Raw genomic sequence first — 26,480 nt, forward strand, 5'->3', positions numbered from 1 at the left:
AGTTCCATTATATTATCATGAGCAAACATAATTTTTTTGTAAAATTTTTAAAAAAGGTCAATTTATTTATAAATAGTCTATTAGAGAAAAAATTAAACAAATTAAATTTTCTTTTTGATTCAGACAAATTATTAATTTTTTTAAGTTTTAAAAGAATTTTTGGGTTTATATCTGTATTGCTTGTTGTTGTTTTTTCTTATTTATCATTACCTTATTTCTATAATACTAACAATTTAGTTAATAAAATTAAGAATCAATTATCTAAAAATTTGAATTTTAATTTCGCAATAAATAATGATTTTACATATAATTTTTTTCCAAAGCCAAATTTTGTATTTAAAGAAACTAAATTCTACGATGATAAAAAAAACTTTGCAGATGTAGAAAGAATTAAAATTTATATTTCACCCAAGTATCTATTCTCTCTTGATAATATTAAAATTGATGATGTAATTCTTAATAATGTTAATTTTAATTTAAATAATAAGAATTATAATTTTTTTACTAAACTTTTGAATAATAATTTTTCAAATTTTAATTTTGAAATTAATGATAGTAAAATATTTTACAGAAATATTGATAATGATGTTTTGTTTATAAATAGTGTTAATCAATTGAAATATTATTTTGACTTAAAGGATCAAAAAAACACTCTTTTAGCAAATTGTGAAATTTTTAATCTTCCATATACGATAGAATTAAAAGATGATATTAATGAAAAAAAAATAATCAGTAAATTAAATTTTGAATTTTTAAATCTTAAAGTAATTAATGAATATAGTAAAAAAAATTCAAATAAAAAAGGATCAATTAAATTTATTCACAATAAAAATATAAGTGAAGGAAAATATGAAATTGAAAAGAATTTATTTAATTTTAATTATTTAGATAAATCTTTAGATAGTAATTTCAAATACGAAGGTATGATTAATTTTATTCCATTTTTTTCAGAAATATCTGGTGACGTTAATAAAATTAATTTAAATCAAGTTTTAAATTCTGATAGTATCTTAGTACAATTATTTAAAACAGAATTATTAAATAATAAAAATTTAAACATAGATACAATTATAAAAGCTAAAAAAATTGCTCCATATAATGATCTGATTAACTTAGTATTAAATTTAAAAATAGAAGAGGGATTAGTAGATATTAATAATACCAAATTCAGCTGGTCAGATAATGTTGATTTTCAAATATCTAATAGCCTTATTTATGTAAAAGATAATAATTTAGTTTTGGATGGCAATATTATAATTGAAATTTATGACATTTATGAAATTTATAAGTATTTTAAAACACCTAGAAATTATCGAAAAGAAATAAAAAAAATTAAATTAAATTTTGCCTACAATTTTGACCAAAAAATAACCACTCTTAATAGTATTGAAATAGATGGATTAATGAATCAAAAAGTAAATCAGATACTAAATCAATTTGTTTCTAAAGATACTCTTCTTCAAAATAGAGTTTATTTTAAAAATTTAATAAATGAGGCGCTTAAATCTTACTCCGGATAGATCATTTTTTTTGGATTAACGATTTTATTATACTCTTTTTCACTTATTAACCCTGTTTTTAATGTTTCAAATTTAAGTTTTGTATTATTCTTTAATGCAGTCTTTGCAATTTTTGCGGCATTGTCATAACCTATGTGAGGAGCTAAAGCGGTTACTAACATTAATGAGTTATCCAGATGTTCTTGAATTTTTTTCTTATTAGCTTTTATTCCTTTAACACAGTAAAGAGCAAAATTTTTCGTGCTATCAGCTATTAAGTCAATCGATTGTAAAATATTATGTGCAATTAATGGTTTGAAAACATTCAATTCAAAATGTCCATGAGAGCCAGCAATAGTTATACCGCTATGATTGCCAATTACTTTTACACATACCATCGTAACAGCTTCACATTGTGTTGGGTTTATTTTGCCTGGCATAATTGATGAACCAGGTTCATTTTCAGGTAATATAAGTTCCCCATATCCTGCTCTAGGTCCTGAGCCTAAAAATCTAATATCATTAGATATTTTCATTAAAGCCACAGCACAAGTGTTTAATGTTCCTGAAAAGTTAACAATTGAATCATGTGCTGCAAGTTCCGCAAATTTGTTTGCAGCTGGTTTAAATGGTATTTTTGTAAATTTAGAAATTTCCTTTACTATTTTTTTATCAAAATTTTTTTTAGAATTTATTCCTGTTCCAACAGCTGTACCTCCTTGAGCAAGATCAAATATTTCTTTTAATGCAACTTCAATTCTTTGAATACTTTTTTGTATCTGCACATGATAACCTGAAAATTCTTGTCCAAGAGAAAGAGGTGTTGCATCTTGAAGATGAGTTCTTCCAATTTTTACAATATCTTTAAACTCACGTGATTTTCTTTTTAACTCTTTTTCTAAAATTTTTAAATTTGGTAATAATTTACTAATTGTTTCTTGAGCGATAGAAATATGCATAGCAGTTGGGAACACATCATTAGTAGATTGAGATTTATTTACATGATCATTAGGATGAACTGGTTTTTTTGTTCCTTTTTTACCACCTAAAATTTCAATCGAACGGTTAGCAATTACTTCATTAACATTCATATTAGTTTGGGTTCCAGAGCCTGTTTGCCAGACTTTTAAAGGAAAGTTTTTGTCCAATTTACCTTTAATTACCTCATCAGAAGCTTTAATAATTGCTTTAGATATTTTACTGTTAATTAATTTATCTTTAGAGTGTACTATTGCAGCTGATCTCTTGATAATTGCAATGGATTTTATGATTGAAATGTTTACTAAAATTTTTCCAATATTAAAAAATTTATTTGATCTTTGAGTTGAAGCCCCCCAATATTTATCATTTGGAACATTAACACTTCCTATACTGTCAAATTCTTTTCTTAATTTCATTGATTAATATGTAAGTAATAAATAATTATTAACATACAATAAAATTTAAAAAACTTACAGGAGCAATATGTCGAATTTTAATAAAGTTGGAACTTTTATGAAAACTTTTGGACAAGAGGTCAAAACAGAACCTTCATTAAGTACAGAGAAGATCAATAAACTAAGGATAGATCTTATTAAGGAAGAATTGCAAGAACTGACCGAGGCAATGAATAATAAAGATTTATTAGAGGTTGCAGATGCACTGACAGATATATTGTATGTTACCTATGGTGCTGGGCATGCATTTGGAATTGATTTGGACAAATGTTTTGAGGAAGTTCAAAATTCAAATATGAGCAAATTAGGGGAAGATGGAAACCCAATTTATAATGAGTCTGGCAAAGTAATGAAAGGACCGAATTATTTCAAACCTGATTTGTCAAAGTTTGTATCTTAGATTTCTAGTTTAAAATCAATCGCTGCTGCACTATGTGTAATACTTCCAATTGAAATTCTATCTACACCAGTTGAAGCAACTGATTTAATTGTCTTTAAATTGATATTTCCTGAAGCTTCAGTTTCGTAATATTTTTTAGCAATCTTTACTCCAGCCTTAAGATTTTTAATATTAATGTTATCAAATAAAACAGTATTAAATTTAAGACCCATAATTACTTTAAGCTGATTTAAATTGTCAACTTCAACAGTAATTTTTCTTCCTTTCTTATTCTTTATAGCATGTGATACTAGATCTTGGATATTTGATGAGGCAATATGATTATCTTTAATTAAAAACTCATCACTTAAATTAAATCTATGATTAGTGCCACCACCTAATTTAACTGCATATTTTTGAATAACTCTCAAGTTTGGAATAGTTTTTCGTGTGCAACAAATCTTACATTTCTTACCAGCAAGTTTAACAAATTTATTTGTCTTTGTTGCTATACCAGAGATATGAGATAAAAAATTTAGTGCAACTCTTTCAGCAATTAAAATATTCTTTGCTTTACCTTCAATTATTGCAATTAAAGACCCTTTTTTAACTTTCGAACCATCTTTTTTTTTAACTAAAAATTTAATTTTAGGATCTACTAAATTAAAAGCATGATGGACAAATAATAATCCACCAATAATTGCTTCCTGATTTGATAGAAGTTTAACTTTGATAATTTTATTATTATTAATTAGATTAGAGGTTATATCTCCAGAAGGATAAAGATCTTCATTTAATGCAAGTTTAACAGTGTTACGAATAAAATCTTTACTAAGTTTTATTTTCGACACTAAAATTTATCTGCCTACAGCAGCCATTCTTTCAACTGGAATTCTAGCTTTTTCAATTGTCTCTTTATCCATTATTATTTCACCAGTTTCATTTTCTAAACAATCTAGTATTTTTGGAAGCGTAATTTTTTTCATATGAGGACATAGGTTGCATGGTCTAATAAATTCTACATTAGGGTTTTCAACTTGAATATTATCACTCATGGAGCATTCAGTAACCATCATTACTTTTTTTGGCTGATTACTTTTAACATAATCAATCATACCACCTGTAGAACCAGCGAAGTCGCTAGCCTTAATTACTTCAGGTGGACATTCTGGGTGTGCTATAATTTTAATTCCAGGATTTCTTTCTCGTATATCAAAAATTTCTTTTTCATTAAATTGATCATGAACCATGCATATCCCTTTCCAAGCAATAATTTCCACATTGGTTTGTGAAGCTACGTATTTTGCTAAGTAATCATCAGGTAAAAATATAACTTTATTAACACCAAGTGACTCTACAATTTTTACAGCATTTGCAGATGTACAACAAATATCTGTTTCTGCTTTAACATCTGCTGAAGTATTTACATAAGATACGACTGGTACCCCTGGATATTTTTCTTTAAGTAATCTTACATCTTTGCCAGTTACAGATGATGATAGGGAGCAACCTGCATCCATATCTGGAAGCAAAACTTTCTTTTCTGGGCTCATTAATTTTGAGGTTTCTGCCATAAAGTGAACTCCCGCCATTACAATTATATCTGCTTTTGTTTTTGCGGCTTCTATTGCAAGAGCCAAAGAGTCTGCAGCTACATCTGCTATACCATGATATATTTCTGGAGTTTGATAATTATGTGCAAGAACAATTGCATTTTTTTCTTTCTTTAATTGATTAATTCTATGAATGTATGGAGCATGCACTGACCACTCAATTTCAGGCATTACTTTTGAAATCTTTTGATAAATAGGATCTGTCGCTATTTTAACTTCTTGTGTAAATTCCATGGTAAAATTTATCAATTTGAAACGTCATTGTCATTAATTTATTATGAGACATATTGCGGTCGTGCTGAAATTGGTAGACAGGCACGGTTGAGGGCCGTGTGGACCTAGTCCATGAGAGTTCGAGTCTCTCCGACCGCACCAAAATGAATTTTTTATGGGACCTTTTTAATAAAAATTATAAATCTATTGTGTTGGTAAAGAGAGTTATTTGTTTAATAGAAAGTATTTTTAGACTCATAATTTTAAATTTGATAATATTTTTTTATGAAACAAAAAGGCTTCACTCTAATAGAACTACTAGTCGTTGTTGCAATCATCGGTATATTAGCTGCGGTAGGTGTAGTTGCTTATAGTGGGTATACAAGTGGCGCAAAAAAATCAGCAGCTACTTCTAATCATCAAGCTATAGTTAAATATATAACGACAGAAGCTCTAAAATGTTCGATAGGTGAAAGCACTGCTATGGAAGGAAAATTAGATTGCTCAAAAAGTGGAACTGCAACTTGGAAAGATATTGTCGCAAAAGCAACCGTTGAAGTTTTAAATACAAATTTTAAGAATCCTTATGACTCTAAACCTCCAATTTCTCATGGTGGAAATATTACGAATGATACAGATGTTGGATATAACAGGTTGAGATCTCCTGGAACAAAAATTCAAGTTATAACTTGTGTTAAAACTCCTTGTTCTGGAACTCAATGTAGTATTCCAAATCATGTTTGTAGTAATGACATTGATTTAAGTGGATTATAATTTTTATGACTAAGCAAAAAGGTTTTACATTAATAGAACTTCTAGTTGTTGTAGCCATCATTGGTATTCTAGCTGCAGTAGGTGTAGTTGCTTATAGTGGGTATACTAGTAGTGCAAAAATTAAAACATTAGAAACAAGATATGCAAATATAGAAAAAAAAATTTTAAATTCAGCCACTGGATGTTTTAATGAAATACAAGTTACTTTTGGCCCTTATCTAGATGGAAGATCCCCAAATAGTCATACATGTAATACACCAAGTTTCTCTAAGAATATGTTAAATGCAGATTCAATTACCTATAAGATATATTTAGAAAATTATGGAATAAAAAATCCACTAAATAGTTCTATATAAGGATCTTCATGGAGTAATGGAACATGTCCACCATCAAACGTTCCAAAAGGTCAATTGGCAATGGGTTATGCTCATAAAAATAATACGTGTGGTATGGCAGGAAACATGTCTTGTATTAAAGTTAATCTTGGTGATATTGATGAGGATGGTTCTGATGATTATTTATCAAATGAAATTAATTTTTGTGAGTTCAGATAATCAAAAACAAAAAATTATATTATGATAAAGATTTTCGAGTATGGATAAATTACTTTCAGTAGTATTTATGTTGGGAGTTTTACTACTAGTACTTCCAGGTTTTTTACAATCAAATTCTCAGTTGAAACAATTTCTTAAAAATCTCAGCATCTGGGTAATTATAGTGCTTATAATCTTAATATTTATTTATATATTTAAATAACTAATTAGTTTTTATCCAATCAGGTTTCTCTATTTTTATCGAAGCGTCTTTAGTATTAAAATCAATATTTTCACTTAAATTTACATCTTGAAATTTTATTAGAGCAAAAGGGTAATCCTTTTCAATCAATACTTTACCAATTTCCTTTTCTTTATGATAAATACTTTCACCTTCAGTTAATTCACCTTTAACTAGATTGATAGGCAATAATCTTTTTGAGAGTTTATTTTTAAGCTTAATCCTTGCTGTATTTTCTTGTCCAACGTAACAACCTTTTTTAAAATCAATTCCATTTAATTCCTCATAATTACACTCAATACCAAATAGTTTATTTTGTAATTTGTTTAGATCTTTTGGAACTATTCCAAGTTTATGGCAATATGAATAGTAATCATGAAGTTTAGAGTCCTGCAGTTCTAGTTTTTTAAGTGACAGATAAAGTTTCTCTAAATTTATGATAAGCCTTGCTCCTAATTGCTTATTCCTTGGGTCTAAAAAAATAGGATCCTCTCTGTATTTCAAGGTAAATCCAGGAACATCTTGTGCTTCATCAAAGGTAAGAAATTTTTCATGACTAAAGGCTGCAACTACGAATTCGTTGCTTAAGTTTAAAATTTCAACCTTTGATCGTAATTTATAAATACTTAGTTGCTTAAATAATCCATCTGCCTGAGGTTTTTCACAATCAATTATGAAGCCAGACTTATGTTTAATAATAATAAATTCGAATAAAAATTTACCTTGCGGAGAAAGCAGAGATGTAAAGCAACTATTTGTATCGCTAACTTTATTTACATCATTGCTTATTAGATTTTGAAGAAATTCTTTTGCATCTTCTCCATTCACGTAAAGGATCGCTCTATCATCTAAAATGTAAACATTTTTAATATTCATAATTGATTAATCCTTTGATGTAATATAATAACATTTTCTTAAAATGTTAGATCTTATAATCAAAAACGGACAATGTTACATCGATGGACAATTAAAAGAAGTAAATGTTGCTGTTAAAGATGGAAAAATTCATAAAATTGGTGAAATTACTTATGAAGCTAAAGAAACTATAAACGCTGAAGGTCAAACCGTTTTACCGGGATGTATTGATACTCAGACTCATTTTAGAGAACCAGGTTCAACAGATACAGAAGATTTGCATTCTGGAAGTAGAGCTGCAGTAGCAGGTGGAATTACAAGTGTTTTTGAAATGCCAAATACTAATCCTCCAACATCTAATATGAAAGAATTCCAAAGAAAGATAGATCTTGCTAAAAATAGAATGTATTGCAATCACGCTTTTTATTTTGGTGCAACAGCAGATAATGCAGATGATTTAGCAAGCTTAGAAGGTTTAGAAGGCTGCTGTGGGATTAAACTTTTTGCTGGATCTTCAACAGGTAATTTATTGGTTGCTGAAGAAGATGATATAGATAAGGTTTTTCAAAACGCCTCAAAAGTTGTGGCAGTTCACTCTGAGGATGAGGCAATTTTGAATATGAATAAAAAGTTAATTAAACAAGGAGACGTTCATACACATCCTGTTTGGAGAAGTGTTGAATGTGCGATCTCCTCAACGAGACGAATTGTAAGAATTGCTGAAAAATACAAAAAAAGAGCTCATGTTCTTCATGTAACTACTAAAGATGAAGTAGATTTTTTATCGCAACATAAAGGAAATATTACTTTTGAGATAACTCCACAGCATTTAACAATTTATGCTCCAGATTGTTATGACAAGCTTGGAACTTATGCTCAGATGAATCCTCCAATAAGAGATAAATCTCATTATGATAGATTATGGTATGCAGTTAAAAATAATTTAAATGACACAATAGGCTCAGATCACGCCCCACATCTTAAAGTTAATAAAGAAAAAGAATATCCTAATTCACCATCAGGTATGCCAGGGGTTCAAACTTTAATGCCTGTTATGTTAAATCACGTAAATGATGGAGAGCTTACTCTAAATCAATTGATGAACCTTGTGTGTGAAAATCCAATAAAAATTTTTGGTATTAAAAATAAAGGATTTATTAAAGAAGGATTTGACGCTGATTTTACAATTGTTGATATGAATAAAACAATTGAAATTAAAAATGAAAATATTGAGAGTAAATGTGGATGGACACCATTTAATGGAGATAAATTCAAGGGAACACCAACACATACAATTATTGCTGGCAAAATTAAAATGCAAGACGGTAAGATTTTAGGAGATCCTGAAGGAAAACCTTTAGTCTTTTAAAATATTATTTTTTATTAAATCTTCTTTAATTTCAGTAAGTATTGCAGGGTCATCAATAGTAGGTGGCACTTTATATTCCACGTTATCTGCAATTTTTCTAATAGTTCCCCGTAAAATTTTACCAGATCTTGTTTTGGGTAATCTTTTGATAACAATTACAACTTTAAATGCCGCAACTGGTCCTATTTTATCTCTAACCATCTGAACACATTCTTTTGAAATAGTATCATTATCTATATCTACTCCTGATTTTAGAACAACTAATCCAATTGGTAATTGTCCTTTTAATTTATCTGCAATACCAAGTACTGCACATTCAGCAACTGATTGATGTTCAGATAAAACTTCTTCAATGGCACCGGTTGATAATCTATGTCCTGCAACATTTATAATGTCATCGGTTCTAGACATAATCCAAATATAACCATCATCATCAATGTGTCCTGCATCATAAGTTTGATAGTAACCTTCGTAATTAGTCATATAATTTTCTTTGTATCTTTGATCTGCATTCCACAATGTTGGAAAAGTTCCAGGTGGTAATGGAAGTTTAACAACAATGTCACCCATTTCATTTGGTTTAGCTAAAGTTTGATCGGGTTTAATAATTTTTACATCGTAACCTGGAACCGCTTTACAAGCTGAACCATATTTTGTTTTCATCATTTCAATTCCTGTACAATTAGAACTTATTGCCCAACTAGTCTCCGTCTGCCACCAATGATCAATCACTGGAATTTTCAGTAAATTTTCTGCCCACTTAATTGTATCTGGATCTGCTCTCTCACCTGCAAGAAATAAGCTTTCAAAATTACTAAGATCGTATTTTGAGAAAAACTTACCTTCAGGATCTTCTTTCTTAATTGCTCTAAATGCAGTAGGGGCTGTGAAAAGAGATTTTACTTTATAGTCTGATATGATTTTCCAAAAAGCTCCAGCATCAGGAGTGCCAACCGGTTTTCCCTCAAACAGAACAGTTGTGCATCCTTTAAATAATGGAGCGTAGACAATATAAGAATGTCCAACAATCCATCCAATATCACTTGCTGACCACCAAATATCGTTAGTATCAATATTGTAGATATTTTTCATAGTCCACTTTAATGCAACTATGTGACCACCAATATCTCTTACAATACCCTTAGGCGTTCCAGTTGTTCCTGAGGTATAAAGAATATAAGCAAACTCATTTGAATTCATCTCAACACAGTCAGCATCTTTAGCATTCGAAATTGCCTCTTCCCAGCTGATCTCTAATGGAGCATTTAATTTTACTTCATGACCTAATCTTTGGAATAAAATCATCTTCTCAATTTTATGATTGGCTAATTTTACAGCTTCATCTACAAGAGGTTTGTATTCAACTGTTCTTCCAGGCTCAAATCCACATGATGCAGTTACCAATAGTTTTGCTTTACTATCATCAATTCTACTAGCAAGTTCATTTGATGCAAAGCCACCAAATACAACAGAGTGAATTGCCCCAATTCTTGCACAAGCAAGCATAGCTATCACTGCCTCTGGTATCATAGGCATGTAAATAATTACTCTATCCCCTTTAATTACAGCTTGATCTTTGAGCGCTCCTGCAAATTTTGAAACTTTTGATCTAAGTTCTTCATATGTAAATTGACTTTTATTACCAGTGATTGGGCTATCGTATATTAAAGCAGTTTTTTTACCTTTACCTTGATCAATGTGTATATCTAAGGCGTTATAACAAGTATTGGTGACACCATCTTCAAACCATTTATAGAAAGGAGGGTTAGATTTATTTAAAATTTTAGTAGGTTTTTTAAACCAAAAAATATCATTTGATGCTTCTTGCCAAAAATTTTCAGGATTTTTTATAGATTGCTCGTAAATTTCACTAAATTTTTTTGACATAGATTTTGATTCGATTTCGTTAAATTTGTTGGTTTTTAAATTAAAAATTGTATTTAATTTTAAAAAATAAGTAAAATCAATGTTAATTAATGACAATTAAGTCTTCTATAATCTAAAATTATTTGTTATTTAACGCACTATCTTGGTTTAGGTAAACCTAAGCCTAGTTTATATAAACTAAACAATAAAAACTAACTAAAGAGGGAGTTTTTTATGAAAAAACTTAAATTGTTTGCGCTTACAGCTGTTGCACTATTAGGTGTTACAGGTGTTGCAAACGCAGACGCCATGTTAGCACAAGATGATTTCGTTGGAATTTCGTTTTGGGTTATCTCTATGGGTATGTTAGCAGCTACTGCTTTCTTCTTCATGGAAACTGGCAACGTAGCAGCGGGCTGGAGAACTTCAGTGATCGTTGCAGGTCTAGTAACTGGTATTGCATTCATACACTACATGTACATGAGAGAAGTATGGGTGACTACTGGAGACTCGCCAACAGTATACAGATATATTGACTGGTTAATTACTGTGCCTCTACAAATGGTTGAATTCTATTTAATTCTATCTGCTGTAGGTAAAGCAAATTCTGGAATGTTCTGGAGATTGCTACTCGGTTCAGTAGTAATGCTAGTAGGTGGATACTTAGGAGAAGCTGGATACATCAACGCTACACTTGGTTTCATTATCGGTATGGCAGGTTGGGTATACATTCTTTATGAAGTATTCTCTGGTGAAGCAGGTAAAGCTGCAGCAAAAAGTGGGAACAAGGCACTTGTAACTGCTTTTGGTGCAATGAGAATGATCGTTACAGTAGGTTGGGCAATTTACCCATTAGGTTATGTATTTGGTTACCTAACAGGTGGTGTAGATGCAGAATCACTTAACGTTGTTTACAACTTAGCTGACTTTGTTAACAAAATTGCATTTGGTCTAGTAATTTGGGCTGCTGCAACTAGTTCAAGCGGAAAAAGAGCTAAGTAGTTTTACTAAGTAAAATATTTAATTAGGGCGAGTATGTTTATACATACTTGCCCTTTTTTTTTAAGAGCTTATATCTAATTCATGGCAAAAATAAATTACATCACACACGACAACCAAACACATACAATTGATGTTCAAAATGGACTTACGGTTATGGAGGGTGCAGTTCAAAATGATATCCCTGGTATTGATGCGGATTGTGGAGGTGGAATGGCATGTGCTACTTGTCATGTTTATGTAAATGAGGAATGGTTAGATAAACTTCCAACTAAAGAAGATGGTGAAGAAGATATGCTCGATATGGCGTTTGAACCAAAACAAAATAGTAGATTGAGTTGTCAATTAACTATTTCAGATGAATTAGATGGACTGGTGGTTAATATTCCATCAAAGCAAGTTTAAATGATTAAAAAAGATGTGTTAATAATTGGAGCAGGACCAACAGGAATATTTTGTGCGCACCAATTAGGAATAATTGGTTTAAGCTGCGAGATAGTTGACAACCTTGATAAAGCAGGTGGACAATGTATTGAACTTTATCCAGACAAACCAATTTACGATATACCAGCTGTTCCAGAGTGCACTGGTGAAGAGTTAACAACTAATTTGTTGCAACAAATAAAACCTTTTAATGTAAAATTTCATTTAAATGAAAGAGTAGAAGAACTTAAAAAAGTTGAAAGCAGATGGCTTGTTAAAACAAGTGGAAAACAAGAATTTGATGTTGCAAGCATTGTAATTGCTGGTGGTGTTGGCTCATTTGAGCCTAGAAAGTTTCCTTTAAAGGAGTGTGAAAAATTTGAGGGAAGTTCAATATTTTACTCAATTAAAGACAAAACAGTTTTTAAAGATAAAACAATCTCAATATTTGGTGGAGGAGACTCAGCACTAGATTGGGCAATTGAGCTCTCAAACACATCAAAAGTAAACTTAATTCATAGACGGGATGGTTTTAGTGGAGCAGAGTCTAGTGTTCAAAAAGTTAAAGAACTAAACGATCAAGGAAAAATTAATTTATATACAAAATATCAAATAGACTCAGTCGCTGGAGATAAAAATATTCAATCAGTTAAAATTAAGCATGATGAAGGAGAAACTAAAGAGTTTAAAACAGATTATGTTCTTGGTTTTTTTGGATTAATTATGCAATTAGGTCCAATTTTAGATTGGGGACTAAATATTAATAAAAAAGCTATTGAAGTGAATACGGAAAATTTTGAAACCAATATTGATGGAATTTTTGCAATCGGTGACATTTGTACTTATCCAGGTAAACTCAAATTGATTTTATCAGGTTTTCATGAGGGAGCTTTGGCAGCTAGAGGCTGTTTTAAATATGCAAAACCAGATGAAAAACTTAGGTTTGAGTTCACAACGACATCAAAAGCAGCACAAGAAAGACTTGGCGTTAAAAAGTGATAGAACTTTTTACCGCTGATACGCCAAATGGTAAAAAAATATCTATTATGCTTGAGGAGATTGGCTATGAGTACAAAGTAACTAAAGTTGATTTAGGCAATAATGATCAATTTAAAGAAGAATTTATAAAAATAAGTCCATTTAGCAAAATTCCAGTAATTACGGATCATGAAAATAACAAAAGTATTTTTGAATCAGGGGCAATCCTTATGTATTTGGGAGAAAAAAGTGGAAAGTTTTATGATCAATCAGATAGATTAAAAATTAACCAGTGGTTAATGGCTCAAATGGGAACAATTGGACCAATGATTGGTCAACATCATCAATTTCATCATTACAATCCTGGTAAAAGTGAATTTGGAGAAGAAAGATACTTTAAAATTACAAAAAGAATATACCAAGAATTAGATAGTAGATTAAATGTTTCAGATTTTCTTGCAAGTGAAAAATATACTATAGCCGATATTGCAACTTGGCCCTGGATTGCTAGACATGAGTGGCATGATATAGGTCTTAAGAATTTTAAAAATTTATCAAGATGGTATTCAGATATCTCTAAAAGAGAGGCAGTAATAAAAGGATATCAATTTATGAATAAGAAAGATTTACCTCCTCAACCATAATCTAGTTCATCAATTTAAAAAGAGAAGTTAAGATACCATTACCTGATAGCTCAATGGCTAAAACAATAATAATAATTAATATTAATTTACTATTCATCTCGTAAACACATATAATAACAGAACTATCCAAATAATAGGATAGTAAATATAAATATATTTTTTAGCGAAAAGAAATGAAATTGAGTTTTGTTTTGATTTTTTTCTTTTCATTTTTTAACTATAATTGACATTATTTAGAAGCACCTTTATAAAAAATTTCTTGAAGATTGTCATTTTCTTTTTTTTAAATTTTCGTATATTTCCAACTCAACATCGTCCCATTTATTAAAAGTTCTTTGATGAAATATTTTTAATGTTTTGTACGGATGTAATTTACTAAAAGCCCCCCATCTCCAATCAGGATATGAATTCAAAAGTCCCCAAGTTTCTTTGTTTAGTGAAGCTGAAAGATGAAGAATTGAAGTATCTGATGAAATAATTAGATCTAAATTTTGAATAATTGCAACCATATCACTTAAGCTATAATTTCCCAGATTTTTAATTTTAGTTTTTTTAAATTGAACTAAATCTCTTTCCCAAATTTCATTCTGTAAACAATAAAAATTAACATCTAAAGAAAATATCTTACTTAATGTCTCTAGAGGTATAGATCTATAAGGTTCATTTGGACCATTAAACGAGCCAGACCATGCTATACCAACATTAAGCTTATCTTTATTTATGTTAAAAGGTAACTCAAATGAACTTCTATTATTAATTAAAAAATTTTCATCAATCTTTTCTTTGTAAAAAAATTTGAGCAAAGAACCCAATGAAATTTTAAAATCAAATTTTTCTTGAAAATTTTCTTCTGATATAATTTTCAAATTTGGAATATCTTTTTTAAAGATATTAAAAATATTTTTTTGTACTAAAAAAGTTACGTTTTTTGTTAATTTCAGAAGTGGAATTAAAAATTTTGAAAATTGAATACTATCTCCAAGTCCTTGCTCATTGTAAACAACAATAGTTTTTTGAGAAATATTTTCTCCTTTCCACTCAGCTATACTATTAAAAATATTTCTTAATTTTGAATATCTGTACTCATAATATTTCCATCCAATTTCAAAATTTCCTTGAAAGAGAGAACGCATTCCAAGAAATTGTAAATATTCTGGGTCGTTTGACTCTATTTTTTTAAATTCATTAAGTAGATTTTGCGCTTTATCTTTTTCTCCAATTAAAAAATAAATTCTAATTAATTTTTTAAAAAATTTAAAATCTTTATTTTTATTACTCTCTAAAATTTTAATTGCATCATTTACCTGATTTTTTTGAATTAAATATTCCGCCTTGTTAAATAAAAAATGAATTGTGTTTTGATCTATATTTTTTGCTTTTTCGTAAAAAATATCTGAATTTTTTTCATCTCTTAGCTCTAAATAATTTGATAAAAGATTGTTAATTGTAACGGTATTATTTTGATCAATCTTTAAAGCATCTAAATAATACTGATTTGCAATATTTTCTTTATTGAGTTTGCTATAGAGTACACCAATATTATTTAAAGCTTTTAATTTATCTCTACCATTAAAATTTATGCAATTTTTATAGTATTTAATTGACTCCTCAATCTTATTATTCTGCTCTAAAGCATATCCAAGTTTGTAATTGTATGAGGGATTTGAGCTATCTATATCAATTAACTTTTTTGCATAAAGTAAAAGTTTTTTAAAATCTTTTTTTTTAAAATAAAGTTGAAAAAGATTATTTAAGGGATCAATAAATTTATCATTTTCTTTAAAAGAATTTAAAAAATTAATCTCTGCACTTTCAAAATTATTTTGTGATAAATAAATAGCACCTTTAAAGTTTAAGATTATATATTTATTATTGTCATTTTGATAAATATCACAAAGCTTTAATGCCTGATCAAAATTTTTATTTATTATATTGTCAGCTATTTCTTTTAAATCTGACATTTTAGTATGATCCTTTTTTACTTGAACCTTTATAGAAAATTTGTTGAAGATAATCGTTTTCTCGCTTTTTTAGTTTTATATCATCTCTATTCATTAAAGATTTAGCTCTTGAAATTTTTTCATGAAAATTAAAGTCGTCCCTACCTCTAGCTATCTGAACACTATTTTTGCCCAAAACTTGTTTAACATTACTTCCTATATAGCTTTGTATGACAAAGCCTATTCTTCGATCATCACTTTTGTTTAAATCAGAACCATGAACAACAGTTGGATGGTGCAAAGACATTTGGCCAGCTTCAAGTATCAATGGTGTAGTTTTTTCTTTTGGTACATTGTTAATCGTTTGACCTCTCGTTAATAAATTTCCTTCGTTGAACATTTGGTCATGATCTTTTAAATTATCTTTATGTGAACCTGACCACATTCTCATACATCCGTTGTGTTCATTAGAGTCTGTTATTGCAACCCAAGCAGTTACCCAATTATGTGGCTCTAAGCCTATATATTTTGCATCCTGATGATAACTAACAAAACCTTTTTCATTTGCATTTTTGATAAAAAGAGTTGTTCCGCATACAAGTATATTATCACCAATTAAACTTTGAACAGCATCTAATATTTTAGGATGATGTGTAACTTCATCTAATAGAGGTGAAATTAAATGAGCATTATATCTACCCGACTTATCTAATTCACCAGGCATTTCTTTTTCTATTAATTCTATTTCATTTCTAATTTCATTTGCTTTTTCTTTTGAAAAAATATTTATTGGAGAAACAAATCCTTCATCCTCATATTGTTTAAGTTGATTTGAAGAAAGATAAGACATATTATTTTGAAAACTTTATATGAGCGCAACTATTTCTTCAATAAATTACTGCCCAGTTAAATCCGTATCATTTCAGACAATTGAAAATTGTATAATTAAAAAAGATATTGGAATTGTTAGTGATAGAATTTTTGCATTTGCAAAAGACCTAGATAAAGAACAGGCAAAATTATTTGAAAAAAGCCTTGATGATAGAAAAGGCAAATGGAACAAAGTTTTAACTCTAAAAAATTCACCAGTATTAAATAAATATAATTTTATATTCAAAGATGAAAAACTAACTCTCACTTTAAAAGATAAAGAAATATTAACCATTGATATAAACCAGTCAGAACAACGGGAAGAACTTTCAAATAAAATTTCAGAATTAGAAAGTTCTTTAAAGCAACCAATAACTTTAATGAAAAATCATGAATTTCCTTTTTTTGATACTTCAATTTCAAACAAAGTTAATTTTGTAAATTCAGTCTCACTATTAAACATACAAAGCATCAATGATTTTAGAGAAAAAATTGATAGGAACGTTGAAAGCTCAATATTTAGAGGAAATATTTGTATAGATGGAATTGAACCTTGGAAAGAACGTGAATGGATTGGCAAAATAATCAAGATCAACAATGTTTCTTTTAAAGTAGAAAAAAACATTCCAAGATGTGTTGCAATTAATTTAAAACCTCAAACAGATGATAATACATTTAACTTACTTCAATTATTAAAAAAAACTTATAATCATTTTGAAATGGGAATTTATTTAACTGCCTTAGATGATGGTGAAATAAATATTGGAGATACAATAAATATTTAGCATCAGATTCAATTATAAGTTGATCTAGAAATTCAAGTTTATTTGCATCAAATTAGAAATCTTGTTAACCTTTGTTTATATTAAACAATGGGAGAAAGATAATGAATAAATTAATTAAATCTATTTCAGTTTTTCTTGTTATTCTTTTTAGTATTTCATCTGTTAATGCTGCAACATTAACTGATAGATTAAAAGATGGACACAAGTTAAGACTAGGTTTTGGTACTGCAGTGCCATGGGCTTACGCTGGTGATAACGGTGAAGCTTTAGGTTTTGTTAACATGATTGCGTTAACAGTCCTTGAAGAAATGGGAATTACTGAGCATGAAACTAAAGTATTTGAATGGTCAGGATTAATTCCAGGAATTAATGCTAATAGATCAGACATGATTACTGGTGGTATGTACATTTTAAAAAGTAGATGTGCAAACATCAACTTTTCAGATCCAATTGGAGTTTTTGGAGATGCGATGTTAGTACCAAAAGGAAATCCTAAAAATATTAACAATTATGCTGATGTAATTAGCACAGGTGCAAAACTTGTAACTGGTGCTGGTTTCAACACAGTAGAAGCTGCTAAGAAATTTGGTGTTCCAGATAGTCAAATGTTATTAGTTGAAGGTGAAGTTGGAATTTTAGCTGCTATGAAAGCAGGTAGAGCTGACGTTGCTGTTCAAACATTCTTTGGTGCTAAAGAGCATGAAGAAAAAACAGGTGGTGCATTTGAAGTAACAGATCCAAAGTTAATGCCTATGGAAACTGTAAACGTAGTTGGTATTGGTTTTAGAAAAACTGATACTGAGTTTAGAGATAACTTTAATGCTGCTTTAGCAAAAGTTATGGCAAATCCTGCTAAGATGTTAGAAAGAGCTGGTAAATATGGCTATGATAAAGCTCAATTACCTCCTCCTGAAATGACTACTGAGTGGGCTTGTTCAACTAAATAAAAATATTAATTTTTAATTAATCAGGCGACAATAATTCGTCGCCTGATTTTTTTTTAATCATAAGGTTTTAAGAGTGAGCTATTTTGCATTTTTATCCGAACATGGTCCAACCATGTTACTTGGAACGGTTACTACTATTAAGGTATTAGTCTGCTCAACTATTCTTTATATAATCATTTCATTAATTTTTGGATTAATGCGTTTATCAAAAAATCCACTAATTCAAGGAACAGCAACAGTATATATAGAATTTTTTAGAGGAACATCTTTGTTGGTCCAATTATTTTGGTTTTACTATGTATTGCCCTTTTTCGGACTGACACTAGAAGCATTTACCGCGGGGGTGGTTGCTATAGGAATGAACTTCGGCGCTTATGGAGCAGAGATTGTAAGAGGTGGAATTTTAGCAGTTCCTAAGGGTCAATGGGAAGGTGCATTTGCACTAAACTTTACACCAGCAAAAAGAATGAGGAAAATAATTATACCTCAAATATTTCCAATTATATTGCCTCCTGCTGCAAATCTAACTGTAGAACTTTTAAAAGCAACTGCACTTGTTGCTTTAGTGACTGTAGTTGATTTAACATTTGAAGCGAAACAAATTAATTCAATTACTTGGCTTTCAGCCCAATGTTTTGGAACTGCACTTTTAATTTATTATATAATTTCTAGATTTTTTCTTGTTCCGTTTTTACGATGGTTGGAAGTTTTAGCGGCTAGAAAAGTAGGAAAGGATAAAATTTAATATGAATGCAGAGTGGAGATGGGATTTTGCAATAGAGATATTGCCACAAATGTTATGGGCAACTTTGAACACAATTTTAGCTGCTGGAGTTGGTTATGCTATTGCTGCAATCGTTGGATTATTATTTTTATTAGGTCAAAGAACCCCAATTAAAATAGTAAATATGTTCAATAGAGAAATTGTTGAATTTATTAGATCAACACCTCTATTAATCCAATTATTCTTTGTCTACTTTGTTCTACCTCAATTTGGAATTACATTATCAGCCTGGGTTTGTGGAATGATAACAATTGGTCTTCATTTTGGCACTTATTTATCGGAAGTATATAGAGGAGCTTTAGAAGGCGTGCCTAAAACGCAGTGGGAAGCATGTAGAGCATTGAATTTCTCCACTTTTTATACGTATAGAAAAATTGTTTTACCTCAAGCATTTCCAATTGCAATACCAGGTATGGGAAATTATCTAGTTGGTATCTTTAAAGATACTCCATTACTATCTACTATTGGTGTTGCAGAACTATTCCATGCAGCAACTGCTGTTGGTGGATATAACTATCGTTATTTAGAGCCATATACTATAGTAGGAATAATATTTTTAACTTTATCAATTCCTGCAGCAATGTGGATTAGAAAATTAGAAAAAAATGTTAATTTAGCTCAAGGAAAAATAAAAAAAGAACAACTTTAATATGGAAAAAAATTCATCAGATATCATTGTTAATTTTTCAGATGTAACAAAACAATATGGAGATTTAGTTGTTTTGGATAAATTAAATTTAGAAATTAAAAAAAATGAAATGGTCTCCATAATTGGACCCTCTGGATCAGGAAAAACGACTGTTCTAAGAGTATTGATGACTTTAGAAAAAATAAACCAAGGGGTAATTCATTTAGATGGAGAACCTTTAACACATATGGAATCTGATGGTAAATTAGTTGAGGCTAGTGAAAAATATCTACGTGAGAGAAGATCAAAAATTGGAATGGTATTTCAACAATTTAATCTATTTCCTCATATGACAGCTTTGCAAAACTGTATTGAAGCACCTATCGAAGTTTTGGGCATGAAAAAGGATGAGGCAGAGCAAAGAGCTTTAGATTTATTAGAGCTAGTTGGTTTATCTGATAAAAAAGATGAACACCCAAGTAGACTATCTGGAGGCCAGCAACAAAGAGTTGCTATTGCACGAGCATTAGCAATGAGACCTAAGGTAATGTTATTAGATGAAATCACTTCAGCATTAGATCCTGAAGTTGTAGGAGAAGTTTTAAATGTAATTAGATCTTTAAATAAAGAACATAATTTAACAATGATAATGGTTACTCACCAAATGGGATTTGCACGAGAAATTTCAGACAGAGTTTGTTTTTTTAATGAGGGAAAAATATTTGAACAAGGTCCACCAGAACAATTGTTTGGTAATCCACAAAATGAAAGAACCAAACAGTTCTTACACGCAGTTCTAGATGCTAATTAATTAAGATTAATCATCTGCATGAACTTTTTCATCTTTTTCATGCTTTTCTTGTGCAGCGATTGTGTATTTAGCTACGGGTCTAGCCATTAATCTTTTTAATCCAATTGGCTCAGCTGTATCTAGGCAATATCCATAAATATCTTCTCGAATTCTTGCTAACGCTTTATCTATTTCTGAAATTAGTTTTATTTGTCTGTTAATAGCTTTCATTTCGACATTTTTATCAGTGTATGAACTTGCTTGATCAACAATATCAGCAGAAATGCTATTATCATCCATACTACCGTTATAAAGTGCCTCATTATTTGCTTTAACTAATTCTTTTTTCCACTCAGTAAGTCTCATTCTAAAAAATACTTTATGTTTTTCGCACATATATTTTTCAGTATCTTTTGGAACATAAGTTTTAGAAATTTTTATAGGTGCTTTGGCAACTACTTTTGGTTTACTTACAGTTTTAGGTTTTACTTTAACTGCTTTAGCTTTAACTTTTGAAACTTTAACTTTAACTTTTGAAACTTTTTTTTTAACTTTAGTAATCTTTGGCATACTTAAAATTTGAATTTTCGGAGTATATTCAGCAAATTAAGGGTGTCAAGTAAGCTAAATTAATATTAATATTTATAAATGACTAATTATACTAAGAATATAAATAATATTTTTTACATTTTTGTTTTATTACATCTTATATTTTGGACATTGGTTCCCTCTCTAACAAATCAAAATTTACCACTTGATACTATCGAGGCTTTAGCTTGGGGAAGTAATTTAGATTGGGGATTTAACAAACATCCTCCAATGAGTGCATTTTTTCCAGAAGTTTTTTTTCAAATTTTTGGTTCACAAGATTGGGCTTATTATTTACTTAGTCAAATTTTTGTAATTATTTCTTTTTATTATGTGTTTAAATTTTCTAAAGAATTTTTTAATAATGATATACTGGGTTTAATTTCAGTCTTACTTATTGAAGCAATTTATTTTTATAATTTCACAACTCCCGAATTTAACGTTAATGTTTGCCAACTACCATTTTGGTCATTAACAGTTTATTTTTCATGGAAAATTTATACTAGCAAAGAAATAAAATTTACTGACTGTTTTTTAGTTGGTTTATTTGCTGCATTTGGATTTTTATCAAAATATTTATTTTTTTATCTTTTAGTTTCAATTGATCTTTTATTTATCTATTTAATATTTATTAAGAGAGAAAGAAAGTTTGATTTTAAATATTTAATAACTTTTGAAATATTTTTAATTATTTTAGTCCCTCATTTAATTTGGCTCAATAATAACGATTTTATAACTTTAACTTATGGACTTGCCAGAACTGGATTAGAACAATCTAGTGTAATTGATCACATAAAATTCCCATTTATTTTTTTAATAAAACAAATTGGATTATTAATTCCATTCTTAATTTTAGTTTGGCTATTAATAAAAAAAATTAAATTCAAATTTAATTTTAAAGATAAAAAATTACTTTTTTTATTGGCAATTAACATTTTACCAATCTTACTCATGTTGATAACATCAGTAGTTACAGGGTCTAAGATCAGAACAATGTGGATGACACCGTTTTATTTATTTTTTGGCACTTTATTTATTTATGTATTTAAATCAGAAATAAACATCAAAAAACTTAAAAAATTTGCTTTTGGTTTTTTACTTTTATTTTTATTAAGCCCTTCACTTTATGCTTACGTGTCTCTTTCAAAAGATAACAAAAGAACTGACTATTTTGGAAGACAAATTGCAGATCTTGTTGATAGAAGATGGTCTGAAAATTTCTCAAATGATATCATGTATGTAGTAGGTGATGAATGGCATGCCGGTAATTTGTCTTATCATTTAAGTGATAGGCCTAAATGGTTCCTTAGTATTGATGGAAAAGTCGACAAATTAGACCCCTCTGGTGGATTAATTTATGTTGGTAATCCAGAAATATTAAAAAATTTATGTCCTGGGGAATTTGGTAAAATTGCCAAACAGGGCATTTGTATGATTGGATTAAGAAAATAAATGAAAATTATATTATTAATTCCAATTTATAATGACAGGGAATCTTTAAAAAAATTAATCGAAAATATTAATTTTGAAATACAAGATTTAAATTCTGAAATATCAGTTGTTGTTATAAATGACGCTTCATCTCAACAAATAATAGATACTTATCAAAACTTAGAAAATATTAATTCTTTTGAAATCATCAATATGAAAGAAAATAGGGGTCATGCAAGATGTATCGCCTCAGGATTAAAATATATTTTTGAGAAAAAAGAATTTGATTATGTAATTCCAATGGATGGCGATGGAGAAGATAGACCTGAAGAGATTAAAAACTTCATTGAACTTTCGGAACAAGTAGGAGAACAGTCAATTGTTGGAGAGAGAGTGAAGCGGTCAGAGGGATTATTGTTTCAAATATGTTATAAATTTCACAAATTTTTAACTTTAGCATTTACAGGTCAGTCAATTAAATTTGGAAACTTTACTTGTCTTTCAAAATCAACAATTGAAAAAATGCTAAAGGAAAAGGCTACTTGGAGTAGTTTTTCAGGGTCATTAAGAAAAATAGAAAAAGATTTAGTATCTTTACCCTCTATTAGGGGCGTCAGATATTTTGGACCCTCAAAAATGAGTTTTTTTAATTTATTAAAACACTCTCTTTCAATTATTAGTGTATTTCGTAAAACAGTTTTAATTCGTTCCGCTTTATTTATAGTTTTTTATATTCTTCTAATGCAAACTAATGCTTCAATTATTACCTCATTTCCTTTGGTTTTGTTACTCGTAATGATTTATTCAATTTCTAGTTTAGCTCTGAGAGAAAATATTGAAGAATTTAACAATTGTTTAACAAACATCCACGATATTGATAAAATAAAATAATTTAAATTGTTTTGTTAAAATGAAAAAAATTTTATTTTTTGTTTTTTTATCAATTTTTATTTCAAATAATTCTTATAGTGATTTTAAAAAAATAAAAAAAAAGGCAACAATCATTAAGCCAGAAATTATTTTTCCAATTCCAGAAAATTTAGATGGATGCATTACTAGTATGTATGTAAATCAAACAAACAATCCTGTTTTACCACTAGCAAAAGTTGATGCTCCATCAGGATATGGCCTGGATAATAGATTTATGTCTGCTCTAGATAGTTTTGAAAATTTTAAACGTCCATGTAGCGGAGGAAATATTGAAGCTTGTGAGAATGTAAAAAGAGTAATTTTAGATTGGGCAAAATCTGACGCTGCAAAAAGAACAGGACCCTCTAACCATGAAGGCAGACATTGGAATGATACTTTAACGGTCAATCTTTGGATAGCATCACCAATGATGGCAGGATATTCATTTGTTAAGCAAGTAATCAATGTCCCCGAAGATGAGGATAAGATAATTAAAGATTGGTTTCAAAAGATAGTAAAGAAAAATAAACATCTTATGTATGACATGAAATACAAAGATGGAACTCAAGCAATTGGTGTTCCAAAGAGAGCACATAATCATGCATTATCATCTGCGATAAGCCATATGCAGCTTGGTATTTTGTTAAGTGATGATAAGCTTTTTAGAAAAGCCTTTTTAAACTATGAAGCGGCAATTAGATATCAAAGAAAAGATGGTAGCTTACCTATTGAAACAAGACGTGGTGGAAGAGCTATGTTTTACCAAGGACGGGCTATGAACGCATTATCCGTAATAGCAATTATCGCTGAAAACCAAGGCTATAACATTTGGGAATATGATTATAAGGGAAAAAATTTTCACAATCTTGTTAAGTTTTTTATAGATTTTACAGAGACTAATGAAATTGTATTTAAATACGCAAAAGAGATGAAATCGCCAGGACCTGCAAAGAACTATAAGGTTCAAGATCTTGATATTAGATCAAGTAGTAATTGGGGATGGCTCTATGCTTATGTAACTCGATTTCCAGATCATGAGAATGTTCAAAGATTAAAACAATGGTCTACTAACCAAGGTAATCTTAATAATTATCAAAGAAAAATAGTTTTTAACTTTGAAAATATTTCAAAACGAAATTTTGGCACTTCATCATGGACAGTTGTAGAACCAAACTGTCATTTTACTAAATAGCTCTAATTGTTGGCAAACAATAAAAATCAGCTGTATCTATCTTAGAAGAATACTGTCTTCTCATATTCCATTTTTTATGAACACCTGCACTTGCAAGACTTAATGTAGATCTTCCATATCTATAGTTGGTATTGTCAATTGATTGCATTAAACTTTTTATTTTTTCATCTTTTTCAGATGAAAATAGATTTTTTCTACCATCGTCATTACGTAGTCCTGTCAGCATTACACCTGCTTTTTGATAACGATAACCATTTTTGAATATACTTTGTAGTATTGCAACCGCAGTCTTAACAGTTTCAATACTATTGTTTGTTGCAATAGGAAAATCAATTGTTTTAGCATTTGAATAATAACCATAGTCTCTTTGAAAAGGACTCGTTCGAACGAAAACTGTAATTGCTTTTGCAACTAAAGATTCTGATCTAATTTTTTCAGACGCATTCAAGCAATAGTTGGCAACTGCTTCTTTTAGTTCTTGAAATTTTTCAATTCTTTTACCAAATGACCTTGAAACTACACAGCTCTTTCTTTTAGTTTGAGTAGTTTCTAAATTTATACAAGGTATTCCTCTAAGTTCCATTGCGGTTCTAGAGCTTAAAACATTAGAGCATTTTTTGATCCAGGTATTCGATTTATTCTTAAGTTGCTTAGCGTTATAGATACCATTTTTTTGATAGAATTTTGTTAGCTGTCTACCAACACCCCATACATCATTAATTTCTACTTTTTCAAGAACAGGATCTAAATTATCAATCCCAATTAAACTAGTAACTCCTGATTGCTTTTTCTTTGCTATATGGTTTGCAATTTTACTTAGAGTTTTTGTTTTAGCAATTCCGATACTAGTTGGAATACCCGTCCATTGTAAAACTGTTTCTCTAATTTCTTTTCCAACTTTTTCTACATCTTGATCTAGAAAATTTGATAAATCTAAAAATGCTTCATCAATAGAATAAATTTCTATATCGGAATTAAATCTTTTAAGAGTTCGCATTACTCTTCTAGATAGATCACCATATAAAGAATAATTAGATGAAAAAACTTCTACTTTATTTTTAATAATAATATCTTTTGCTTTAAAGTAAGGTTCACCCATTTTAATTCCTAATGCTTTTGCCTCATTAGATCTTGAGATAATACAACCATCATTATTAGATAAAACAACAACAGGTTTTCTTCTTATTTTAGGATTGAATAATCTTTCGCAAGAAACATAAAAAGAATTACAATCAACTAATGCTATTTTTTTAGTACGTGGAATGGATGACATAAGTTACAACTCCCCAAATAAAAATATCTTGTTCTTCGTTAATTAAAATTCTGTCAGTAAATTCTTTAGATCCTGACGTTAAAAACTTTTTATCTCTTTCTTGAACCAAACTTTTAACCACAAGCTCATCATGAACATTTGCAATTACTGTTGAAAAGTTTTTTGGCTTTATACTTTTATCGACAACCAGTAAATCTCCATCATTAATTCCAACATCTACCATTGATTTACCTTGCACCCTGATGATGAAGGTAGCTGGAACATTTCTTATTAAATGCATATTAAGATCAATATCTTCTTCGATATAATCAGTTGCGGGAGATGGAAAACCAGCGCCTGCTTTATGTAGATAATAAGGGATTGTTAGTTTCATGTTCTTGTTTTGTTCTTATTTATAGACTAGTTATACAATGCACGCAAGAGGTTGTATTTTGAGTCTGTAACTGAATCAAAAGTGAATCAAAAGGTGAACATTGGAACTACATTTTGTGTACTTGTGGATAACTTTAACCAGAGATAGT

The 26,480-nt window shown here is 29.4% G+C and carries 27 protein-coding genes, 1 tRNA gene and 1 pseudogene; 19 read left to right on the forward strand and 10 right to left on the reverse strand.

Annotated elements, in window-relative coordinates; translation table 11 throughout:
* Positions 1–17 precede the first annotated feature (17 nt).
* Entirely contained in the window at positions 18–1,520 is a 1,503-nt protein-coding gene (locus PB7211_RS02700) for an AsmA family protein (RefSeq protein WP_008545571.1), read from the forward strand.
* Here PB7211_RS02700 and fumC read toward each other — a convergent pair.
* Complete coding sequence (gene fumC / locus PB7211_RS02705) at positions 1,508–2,896, reverse strand: class II fumarate hydratase (protein WP_008546102.1); 1,389 nt, start codon at positions 2,894–2,896, stop codon at positions 1,508–1,510. The genes PB7211_RS02700 and fumC overlap by 13 nt on opposite strands.
* Before the next feature lie 67 nt (positions 2,897–2,963).
* Between fumC and PB7211_RS02710 the strand changes: the two genes are divergently transcribed.
* The gene (locus tag PB7211_RS02710) at positions 2,964–3,335 is read left to right on the forward strand and encodes a nucleoside triphosphate pyrophosphohydrolase family protein (protein WP_008544208.1); all 372 of its coding nucleotides are present in this window, start codon (positions 2,964–2,966) and stop codon (positions 3,333–3,335) included.
* Here PB7211_RS02710 and nadC read toward each other — a convergent pair.
* Together nadC and nadA are read right to left on the reverse strand one after the other, a co-directional pair.
* Complete coding sequence (nadC, locus tag PB7211_RS02715; protein WP_008545347.1) at positions 3,332–4,165, reverse strand: carboxylating nicotinate-nucleotide diphosphorylase; 834 nt, start codon at positions 4,163–4,165, stop codon at positions 3,332–3,334. The genes PB7211_RS02710 and nadC overlap by 4 nt on opposite strands.
* Before the next feature lie 6 nt (positions 4,166–4,171).
* Positions 4,172–5,161 (reverse strand): quinolinate synthase NadA, encoded by a 990-nt coding sequence (nadA, locus tag PB7211_RS02720; protein WP_008545491.1) that lies wholly within the window; start codon positions 5,159–5,161, stop codon positions 4,172–4,174.
* A gap of 55 nt (positions 5,162–5,216) precedes the next feature.
* On the opposite strand from nadA, the gene PB7211_RS02725 reads away from it, so the two are divergent.
* From PB7211_RS02725 to PB7211_RS07950, 4 genes and pseudogenes are all read left to right on the forward strand, one after another.
* Positions 5,217–5,302: transfer RNA gene (locus tag PB7211_RS02725), tRNA-Leu, on the forward strand.
* Between the two features lie 123 nt (positions 5,303–5,425).
* Complete coding sequence (locus PB7211_RS08100; protein WP_008545940.1) at positions 5,426–5,914, forward strand: prepilin-type N-terminal cleavage/methylation domain-containing protein; 489 nt, start codon at positions 5,426–5,428, stop codon at positions 5,912–5,914.
* A 5-nt stretch (positions 5,915–5,919) separates the two neighbouring features.
* Positions 5,920–6,034, forward strand: a pseudogene (locus PB7211_RS07895) (type IV pilin protein); the annotation flags it as partial.
* 296 nt (positions 6,035–6,330) lie between these two features.
* A complete protein-coding gene (locus PB7211_RS07950; RefSeq protein WP_008545989.1) occupies positions 6,331–6,468 on the forward strand; it encodes a hypothetical protein in 138 nt (45 codons plus the stop codon).
* Positions 6,469–6,670: 202 nt separating this feature from the next.
* Here PB7211_RS07950 and ygfZ read toward each other — a convergent pair whose 3' ends face one another.
* Positions 6,671–7,564 carry a CAF17-like 4Fe-4S cluster assembly/insertion protein YgfZ gene (gene ygfZ / locus PB7211_RS02740; RefSeq protein ID WP_008544912.1) on the reverse strand — a complete coding sequence of 298 codons (894 nt, stop codon included), beginning with the start codon at positions 7,562–7,564 and terminating at the stop codon, positions 6,671–6,673.
* A gap of 43 nt (positions 7,565–7,607) precedes the next feature.
* Between ygfZ and PB7211_RS02745 the strand changes: the two genes are divergently transcribed.
* Positions 7,608–8,912: a dihydroorotase gene (locus PB7211_RS02745; protein ID WP_034398880.1), complete on the forward strand. Its 1,305-nt coding sequence runs from the start codon at positions 7,608–7,610 to the stop codon at positions 8,910–8,912.
* On the opposite strand, the gene PB7211_RS02750 is transcribed toward PB7211_RS02745, so the two are convergent.
* Positions 8,901–10,799, reverse strand: coding sequence for a propionyl-CoA synthetase (locus PB7211_RS02750; protein WP_008544068.1), 1,899 nt, complete (start codon positions 10,797–10,799; stop codon positions 8,901–8,903). The genes PB7211_RS02745 and PB7211_RS02750 overlap by 12 nt on opposite strands.
* A gap of 213 nt (positions 10,800–11,012) precedes the next feature.
* On the opposite strand from PB7211_RS02750, the gene PB7211_RS02755 reads away from it, so the two are divergent.
* From PB7211_RS02755 to PB7211_RS02770, 4 genes are all read left to right on the forward strand, one after another.
* Entirely contained in the window at positions 11,013–11,780 is a 768-nt protein-coding gene (locus PB7211_RS02755) for a bacteriorhodopsin-like (RefSeq protein WP_008544914.1), read from the forward strand.
* An 81-nt stretch (positions 11,781–11,861) separates the two neighbouring features.
* The gene (locus PB7211_RS02760; protein ID WP_029453691.1) at positions 11,862–12,182 is read left to right on the forward strand and encodes a 2Fe-2S iron-sulfur cluster-binding protein; all 321 of its coding nucleotides are present in this window, start codon (positions 11,862–11,864) and stop codon (positions 12,180–12,182) included.
* On the forward strand, positions 12,183–13,199 hold the full coding sequence (locus PB7211_RS02765; RefSeq protein WP_008544282.1) for an NAD(P)/FAD-dependent oxidoreductase: 1,017 nt from the start codon (positions 12,183–12,185) through the stop codon (positions 13,197–13,199). It abuts the gene before it with no gap.
* A complete protein-coding gene (locus PB7211_RS02770) occupies positions 13,196–13,822 on the forward strand; it encodes a glutathione S-transferase family protein (RefSeq protein WP_034398884.1) in 627 nt (208 codons plus the stop codon). Before PB7211_RS02765 ends, PB7211_RS02770 begins: the two co-directional genes overlap by 4 nt.
* A 269-nt stretch (positions 13,823–14,091) precedes the next feature.
* Here PB7211_RS02770 and PB7211_RS02775 read toward each other — a convergent pair whose 3' ends face one another.
* Both PB7211_RS02775 and PB7211_RS02780 read right to left on the reverse strand, forming a co-directional pair.
* Positions 14,092–15,783: a glycosyltransferase family 9 protein gene (locus PB7211_RS02775; protein WP_008544591.1), complete on the reverse strand. Its 1,692-nt coding sequence runs from the start codon at positions 15,781–15,783 to the stop codon at positions 14,092–14,094.
* A gap of 1 nt (position 15,784) precedes the next feature.
* Positions 15,785–16,612, reverse strand: coding sequence for a phytanoyl-CoA dioxygenase family protein (locus PB7211_RS02780; protein WP_008544730.1), 828 nt, complete (start codon positions 16,610–16,612; stop codon positions 15,785–15,787).
* 19 nt (positions 16,613–16,631) lie between these two features.
* On the opposite strand from PB7211_RS02780, the gene PB7211_RS02785 reads away from it, so the two are divergent.
* From PB7211_RS02785 to ehuA, 5 genes are all read left to right on the forward strand, one after another.
* Complete coding sequence (locus PB7211_RS02785) at positions 16,632–17,417, forward strand: MOSC domain-containing protein (RefSeq protein WP_008545246.1); 786 nt, start codon at positions 16,632–16,634, stop codon at positions 17,415–17,417.
* 101 nt (positions 17,418–17,518) lie between these two features.
* Complete coding sequence (locus PB7211_RS02790; RefSeq protein ID WP_008545141.1) at positions 17,519–18,364, forward strand: transporter substrate-binding domain-containing protein; 846 nt, start codon at positions 17,519–17,521, stop codon at positions 18,362–18,364.
* Between the two features lie 73 nt (positions 18,365–18,437).
* Entirely contained in the window at positions 18,438–19,109 is a 672-nt protein-coding gene (gene ehuC / locus PB7211_RS02795; RefSeq protein WP_008545953.1) for an ectoine/hydroxyectoine ABC transporter permease subunit EhuC, read from the forward strand.
* A gap of 1 nt (position 19,110) precedes the next feature.
* Positions 19,111–19,797 carry an ectoine/hydroxyectoine ABC transporter permease subunit EhuD gene (ehuD, locus tag PB7211_RS02800; protein WP_008544092.1) on the forward strand — a complete coding sequence of 229 codons (687 nt, stop codon included), beginning with the start codon at positions 19,111–19,113 and terminating at the stop codon, positions 19,795–19,797.
* Between the two features lies 1 nt (position 19,798).
* On the forward strand, positions 19,799–20,587 hold the full coding sequence (ehuA, locus tag PB7211_RS02805; RefSeq protein ID WP_008545478.1) for an ectoine/hydroxyectoine ABC transporter ATP-binding protein EhuA: 789 nt from the start codon (positions 19,799–19,801) through the stop codon (positions 20,585–20,587).
* A 6-nt stretch (positions 20,588–20,593) separates the two neighbouring features.
* Here the strand turns inward: ehuA and PB7211_RS02810 are convergent, their stop codons facing one another.
* A complete protein-coding gene (locus tag PB7211_RS02810; protein ID WP_008545732.1) occupies positions 20,594–21,136 on the reverse strand; it encodes a TraR/DksA family transcriptional regulator in 543 nt (180 codons plus the stop codon).
* A 78-nt stretch (positions 21,137–21,214) separates the two neighbouring features.
* Here PB7211_RS02810 and PB7211_RS02815 point away from each other — a divergent pair, with 78 nt between their 5' ends.
* The 3 genes from PB7211_RS02815 to PB7211_RS02825 are packed head-to-tail and all read left to right on the forward strand — an operon-like array spanning position 21,215 to position 24,686.
* Positions 21,215–22,606 (forward strand): glycosyltransferase family 39 protein, encoded by a 1,392-nt coding sequence (locus PB7211_RS02815; RefSeq protein WP_008544414.1) that lies wholly within the window; start codon positions 21,215–21,217, stop codon positions 22,604–22,606.
* On the forward strand, positions 22,607–23,476 hold the full coding sequence (locus PB7211_RS02820; protein ID WP_034398888.1) for a glycosyltransferase: 870 nt from the start codon (positions 22,607–22,609) through the stop codon (positions 23,474–23,476).
* Between the two features lie 19 nt (positions 23,477–23,495).
* A complete protein-coding gene (locus PB7211_RS02825; protein WP_008544502.1) occupies positions 23,496–24,686 on the forward strand; it encodes an alginate lyase family protein in 1,191 nt (396 codons plus the stop codon).
* Here the strand turns inward: PB7211_RS02825 and PB7211_RS02830 are convergent.
* Both PB7211_RS02830 and PB7211_RS02835 read right to left on the reverse strand, forming a co-directional pair.
* Positions 24,679–25,959, reverse strand: a complete 1,281-nt coding sequence (locus tag PB7211_RS02830) for a Y-family DNA polymerase (protein ID WP_008544116.1) — start codon at positions 25,957–25,959, stop codon at positions 24,679–24,681. The genes PB7211_RS02825 and PB7211_RS02830 overlap by 8 nt on opposite strands.
* Positions 25,937–26,332, reverse strand: coding sequence for a LexA family protein (locus PB7211_RS02835; RefSeq protein WP_008545648.1), 396 nt, complete (start codon positions 26,330–26,332; stop codon positions 25,937–25,939). Before PB7211_RS02835 ends, PB7211_RS02830 begins: the two co-directional genes overlap by 23 nt.
* Between the last annotated feature and the right edge of the window lie 148 nt (positions 26,333–26,480).

Source organism: Candidatus Pelagibacter sp. HTCC7211 (genome assembly GCF_000155895.1).
Taxonomy (GTDB): Bacteria; Pseudomonadota; Alphaproteobacteria; order Pelagibacterales; family Pelagibacteraceae; genus Pelagibacter.

Bases quoted from the DNA above. Each gene is read 5' to 3' on its own strand.
- PB7211_RS02700 (WP_008545571.1), top strand. From the start codon at position 18: ATGAGCAAACATAATTTTTTTGTAAAATTTTTAAAAAAGGTCAATTTA.
- fumC (WP_008546102.1), bottom strand. From the start codon at position 2,896: ATGAAATTAAGAAAAGAATTTGACAGTATAGGAAGTGTTAATGTTCCA.
- PB7211_RS02710 (WP_008544208.1), top strand. From the start codon at position 2,964: ATGTCGAATTTTAATAAAGTTGGAACTTTTATGAAAACTTTTGGACAA.
- nadA (WP_008545491.1), bottom strand. From the start codon at position 5,161: ATGGAATTTACACAAGAAGTTAAAATAGCGACAGATCCTATTTATCAA.
- PB7211_RS08100 (WP_008545940.1), top strand. From the start codon at position 5,426: ATGAAACAAAAAGGCTTCACTCTAATAGAACTACTAGTCGTTGTTGCA.
- PB7211_RS07950 (WP_008545989.1), top strand. From the start codon at position 6,331: ATGGGTTATGCTCATAAAAATAATACGTGTGGTATGGCAGGAAACATG.
- ygfZ (WP_008544912.1), bottom strand. From the start codon at position 7,564: ATGAATATTAAAAATGTTTACATTTTAGATGATAGAGCGATCCTTTAC.
- PB7211_RS02745 (WP_034398880.1), top strand. From the start codon at position 7,608: ATGTTAGATCTTATAATCAAAAACGGACAATGTTACATCGATGGACAA.
- PB7211_RS02750 (WP_008544068.1), bottom strand. From the start codon at position 10,799: ATGTCAAAAAAATTTAGTGAAATTTACGAGCAATCTATAAAAAATCCT.
- PB7211_RS02755 (WP_008544914.1), top strand. From the start codon at position 11,013: ATGAAAAAACTTAAATTGTTTGCGCTTACAGCTGTTGCACTATTAGGT.
- PB7211_RS02760 (WP_029453691.1), top strand. From the start codon at position 11,862: ATGGCAAAAATAAATTACATCACACACGACAACCAAACACATACAATT.
- PB7211_RS02765 (WP_008544282.1), top strand. From the start codon at position 12,183: ATGATTAAAAAAGATGTGTTAATAATTGGAGCAGGACCAACAGGAATA.
- PB7211_RS02775 (WP_008544591.1), bottom strand. From the start codon at position 15,783: ATGTCAGATTTAAAAGAAATAGCTGACAATATAATAAATAAAAATTTT.
- PB7211_RS02780 (WP_008544730.1), bottom strand. From the start codon at position 16,612: ATGTCTTATCTTTCTTCAAATCAACTTAAACAATATGAGGATGAAGGA.
- PB7211_RS02785 (WP_008545246.1), top strand. From the start codon at position 16,632: ATGAGCGCAACTATTTCTTCAATAAATTACTGCCCAGTTAAATCCGTA.
- PB7211_RS02790 (WP_008545141.1), top strand. From the start codon at position 17,519: ATGAATAAATTAATTAAATCTATTTCAGTTTTTCTTGTTATTCTTTTT.
- ehuD (WP_008544092.1), top strand. From the start codon at position 19,111: ATGAATGCAGAGTGGAGATGGGATTTTGCAATAGAGATATTGCCACAA.
- ehuA (WP_008545478.1), top strand. From the start codon at position 19,799: ATGGAAAAAAATTCATCAGATATCATTGTTAATTTTTCAGATGTAACA.
- PB7211_RS02810 (WP_008545732.1), bottom strand. From the start codon at position 21,136: ATGCCAAAGATTACTAAAGTTAAAAAAAAAGTTTCAAAAGTTAAAGTT.
- PB7211_RS02815 (WP_008544414.1), top strand. From the start codon at position 21,215: ATGACTAATTATACTAAGAATATAAATAATATTTTTTACATTTTTGTT.
- PB7211_RS02820 (WP_034398888.1), top strand. From the start codon at position 22,607: ATGAAAATTATATTATTAATTCCAATTTATAATGACAGGGAATCTTTA.
- PB7211_RS02825 (WP_008544502.1), top strand. From the start codon at position 23,496: ATGAAAAAAATTTTATTTTTTGTTTTTTTATCAATTTTTATTTCAAAT.
- PB7211_RS02830 (WP_008544116.1), bottom strand. From the start codon at position 25,959: ATGTCATCCATTCCACGTACTAAAAAAATAGCATTAGTTGATTGTAAT.
- PB7211_RS02835 (WP_008545648.1), bottom strand. From the start codon at position 26,332: ATGAAACTAACAATCCCTTATTATCTACATAAAGCAGGCGCTGGTTTT.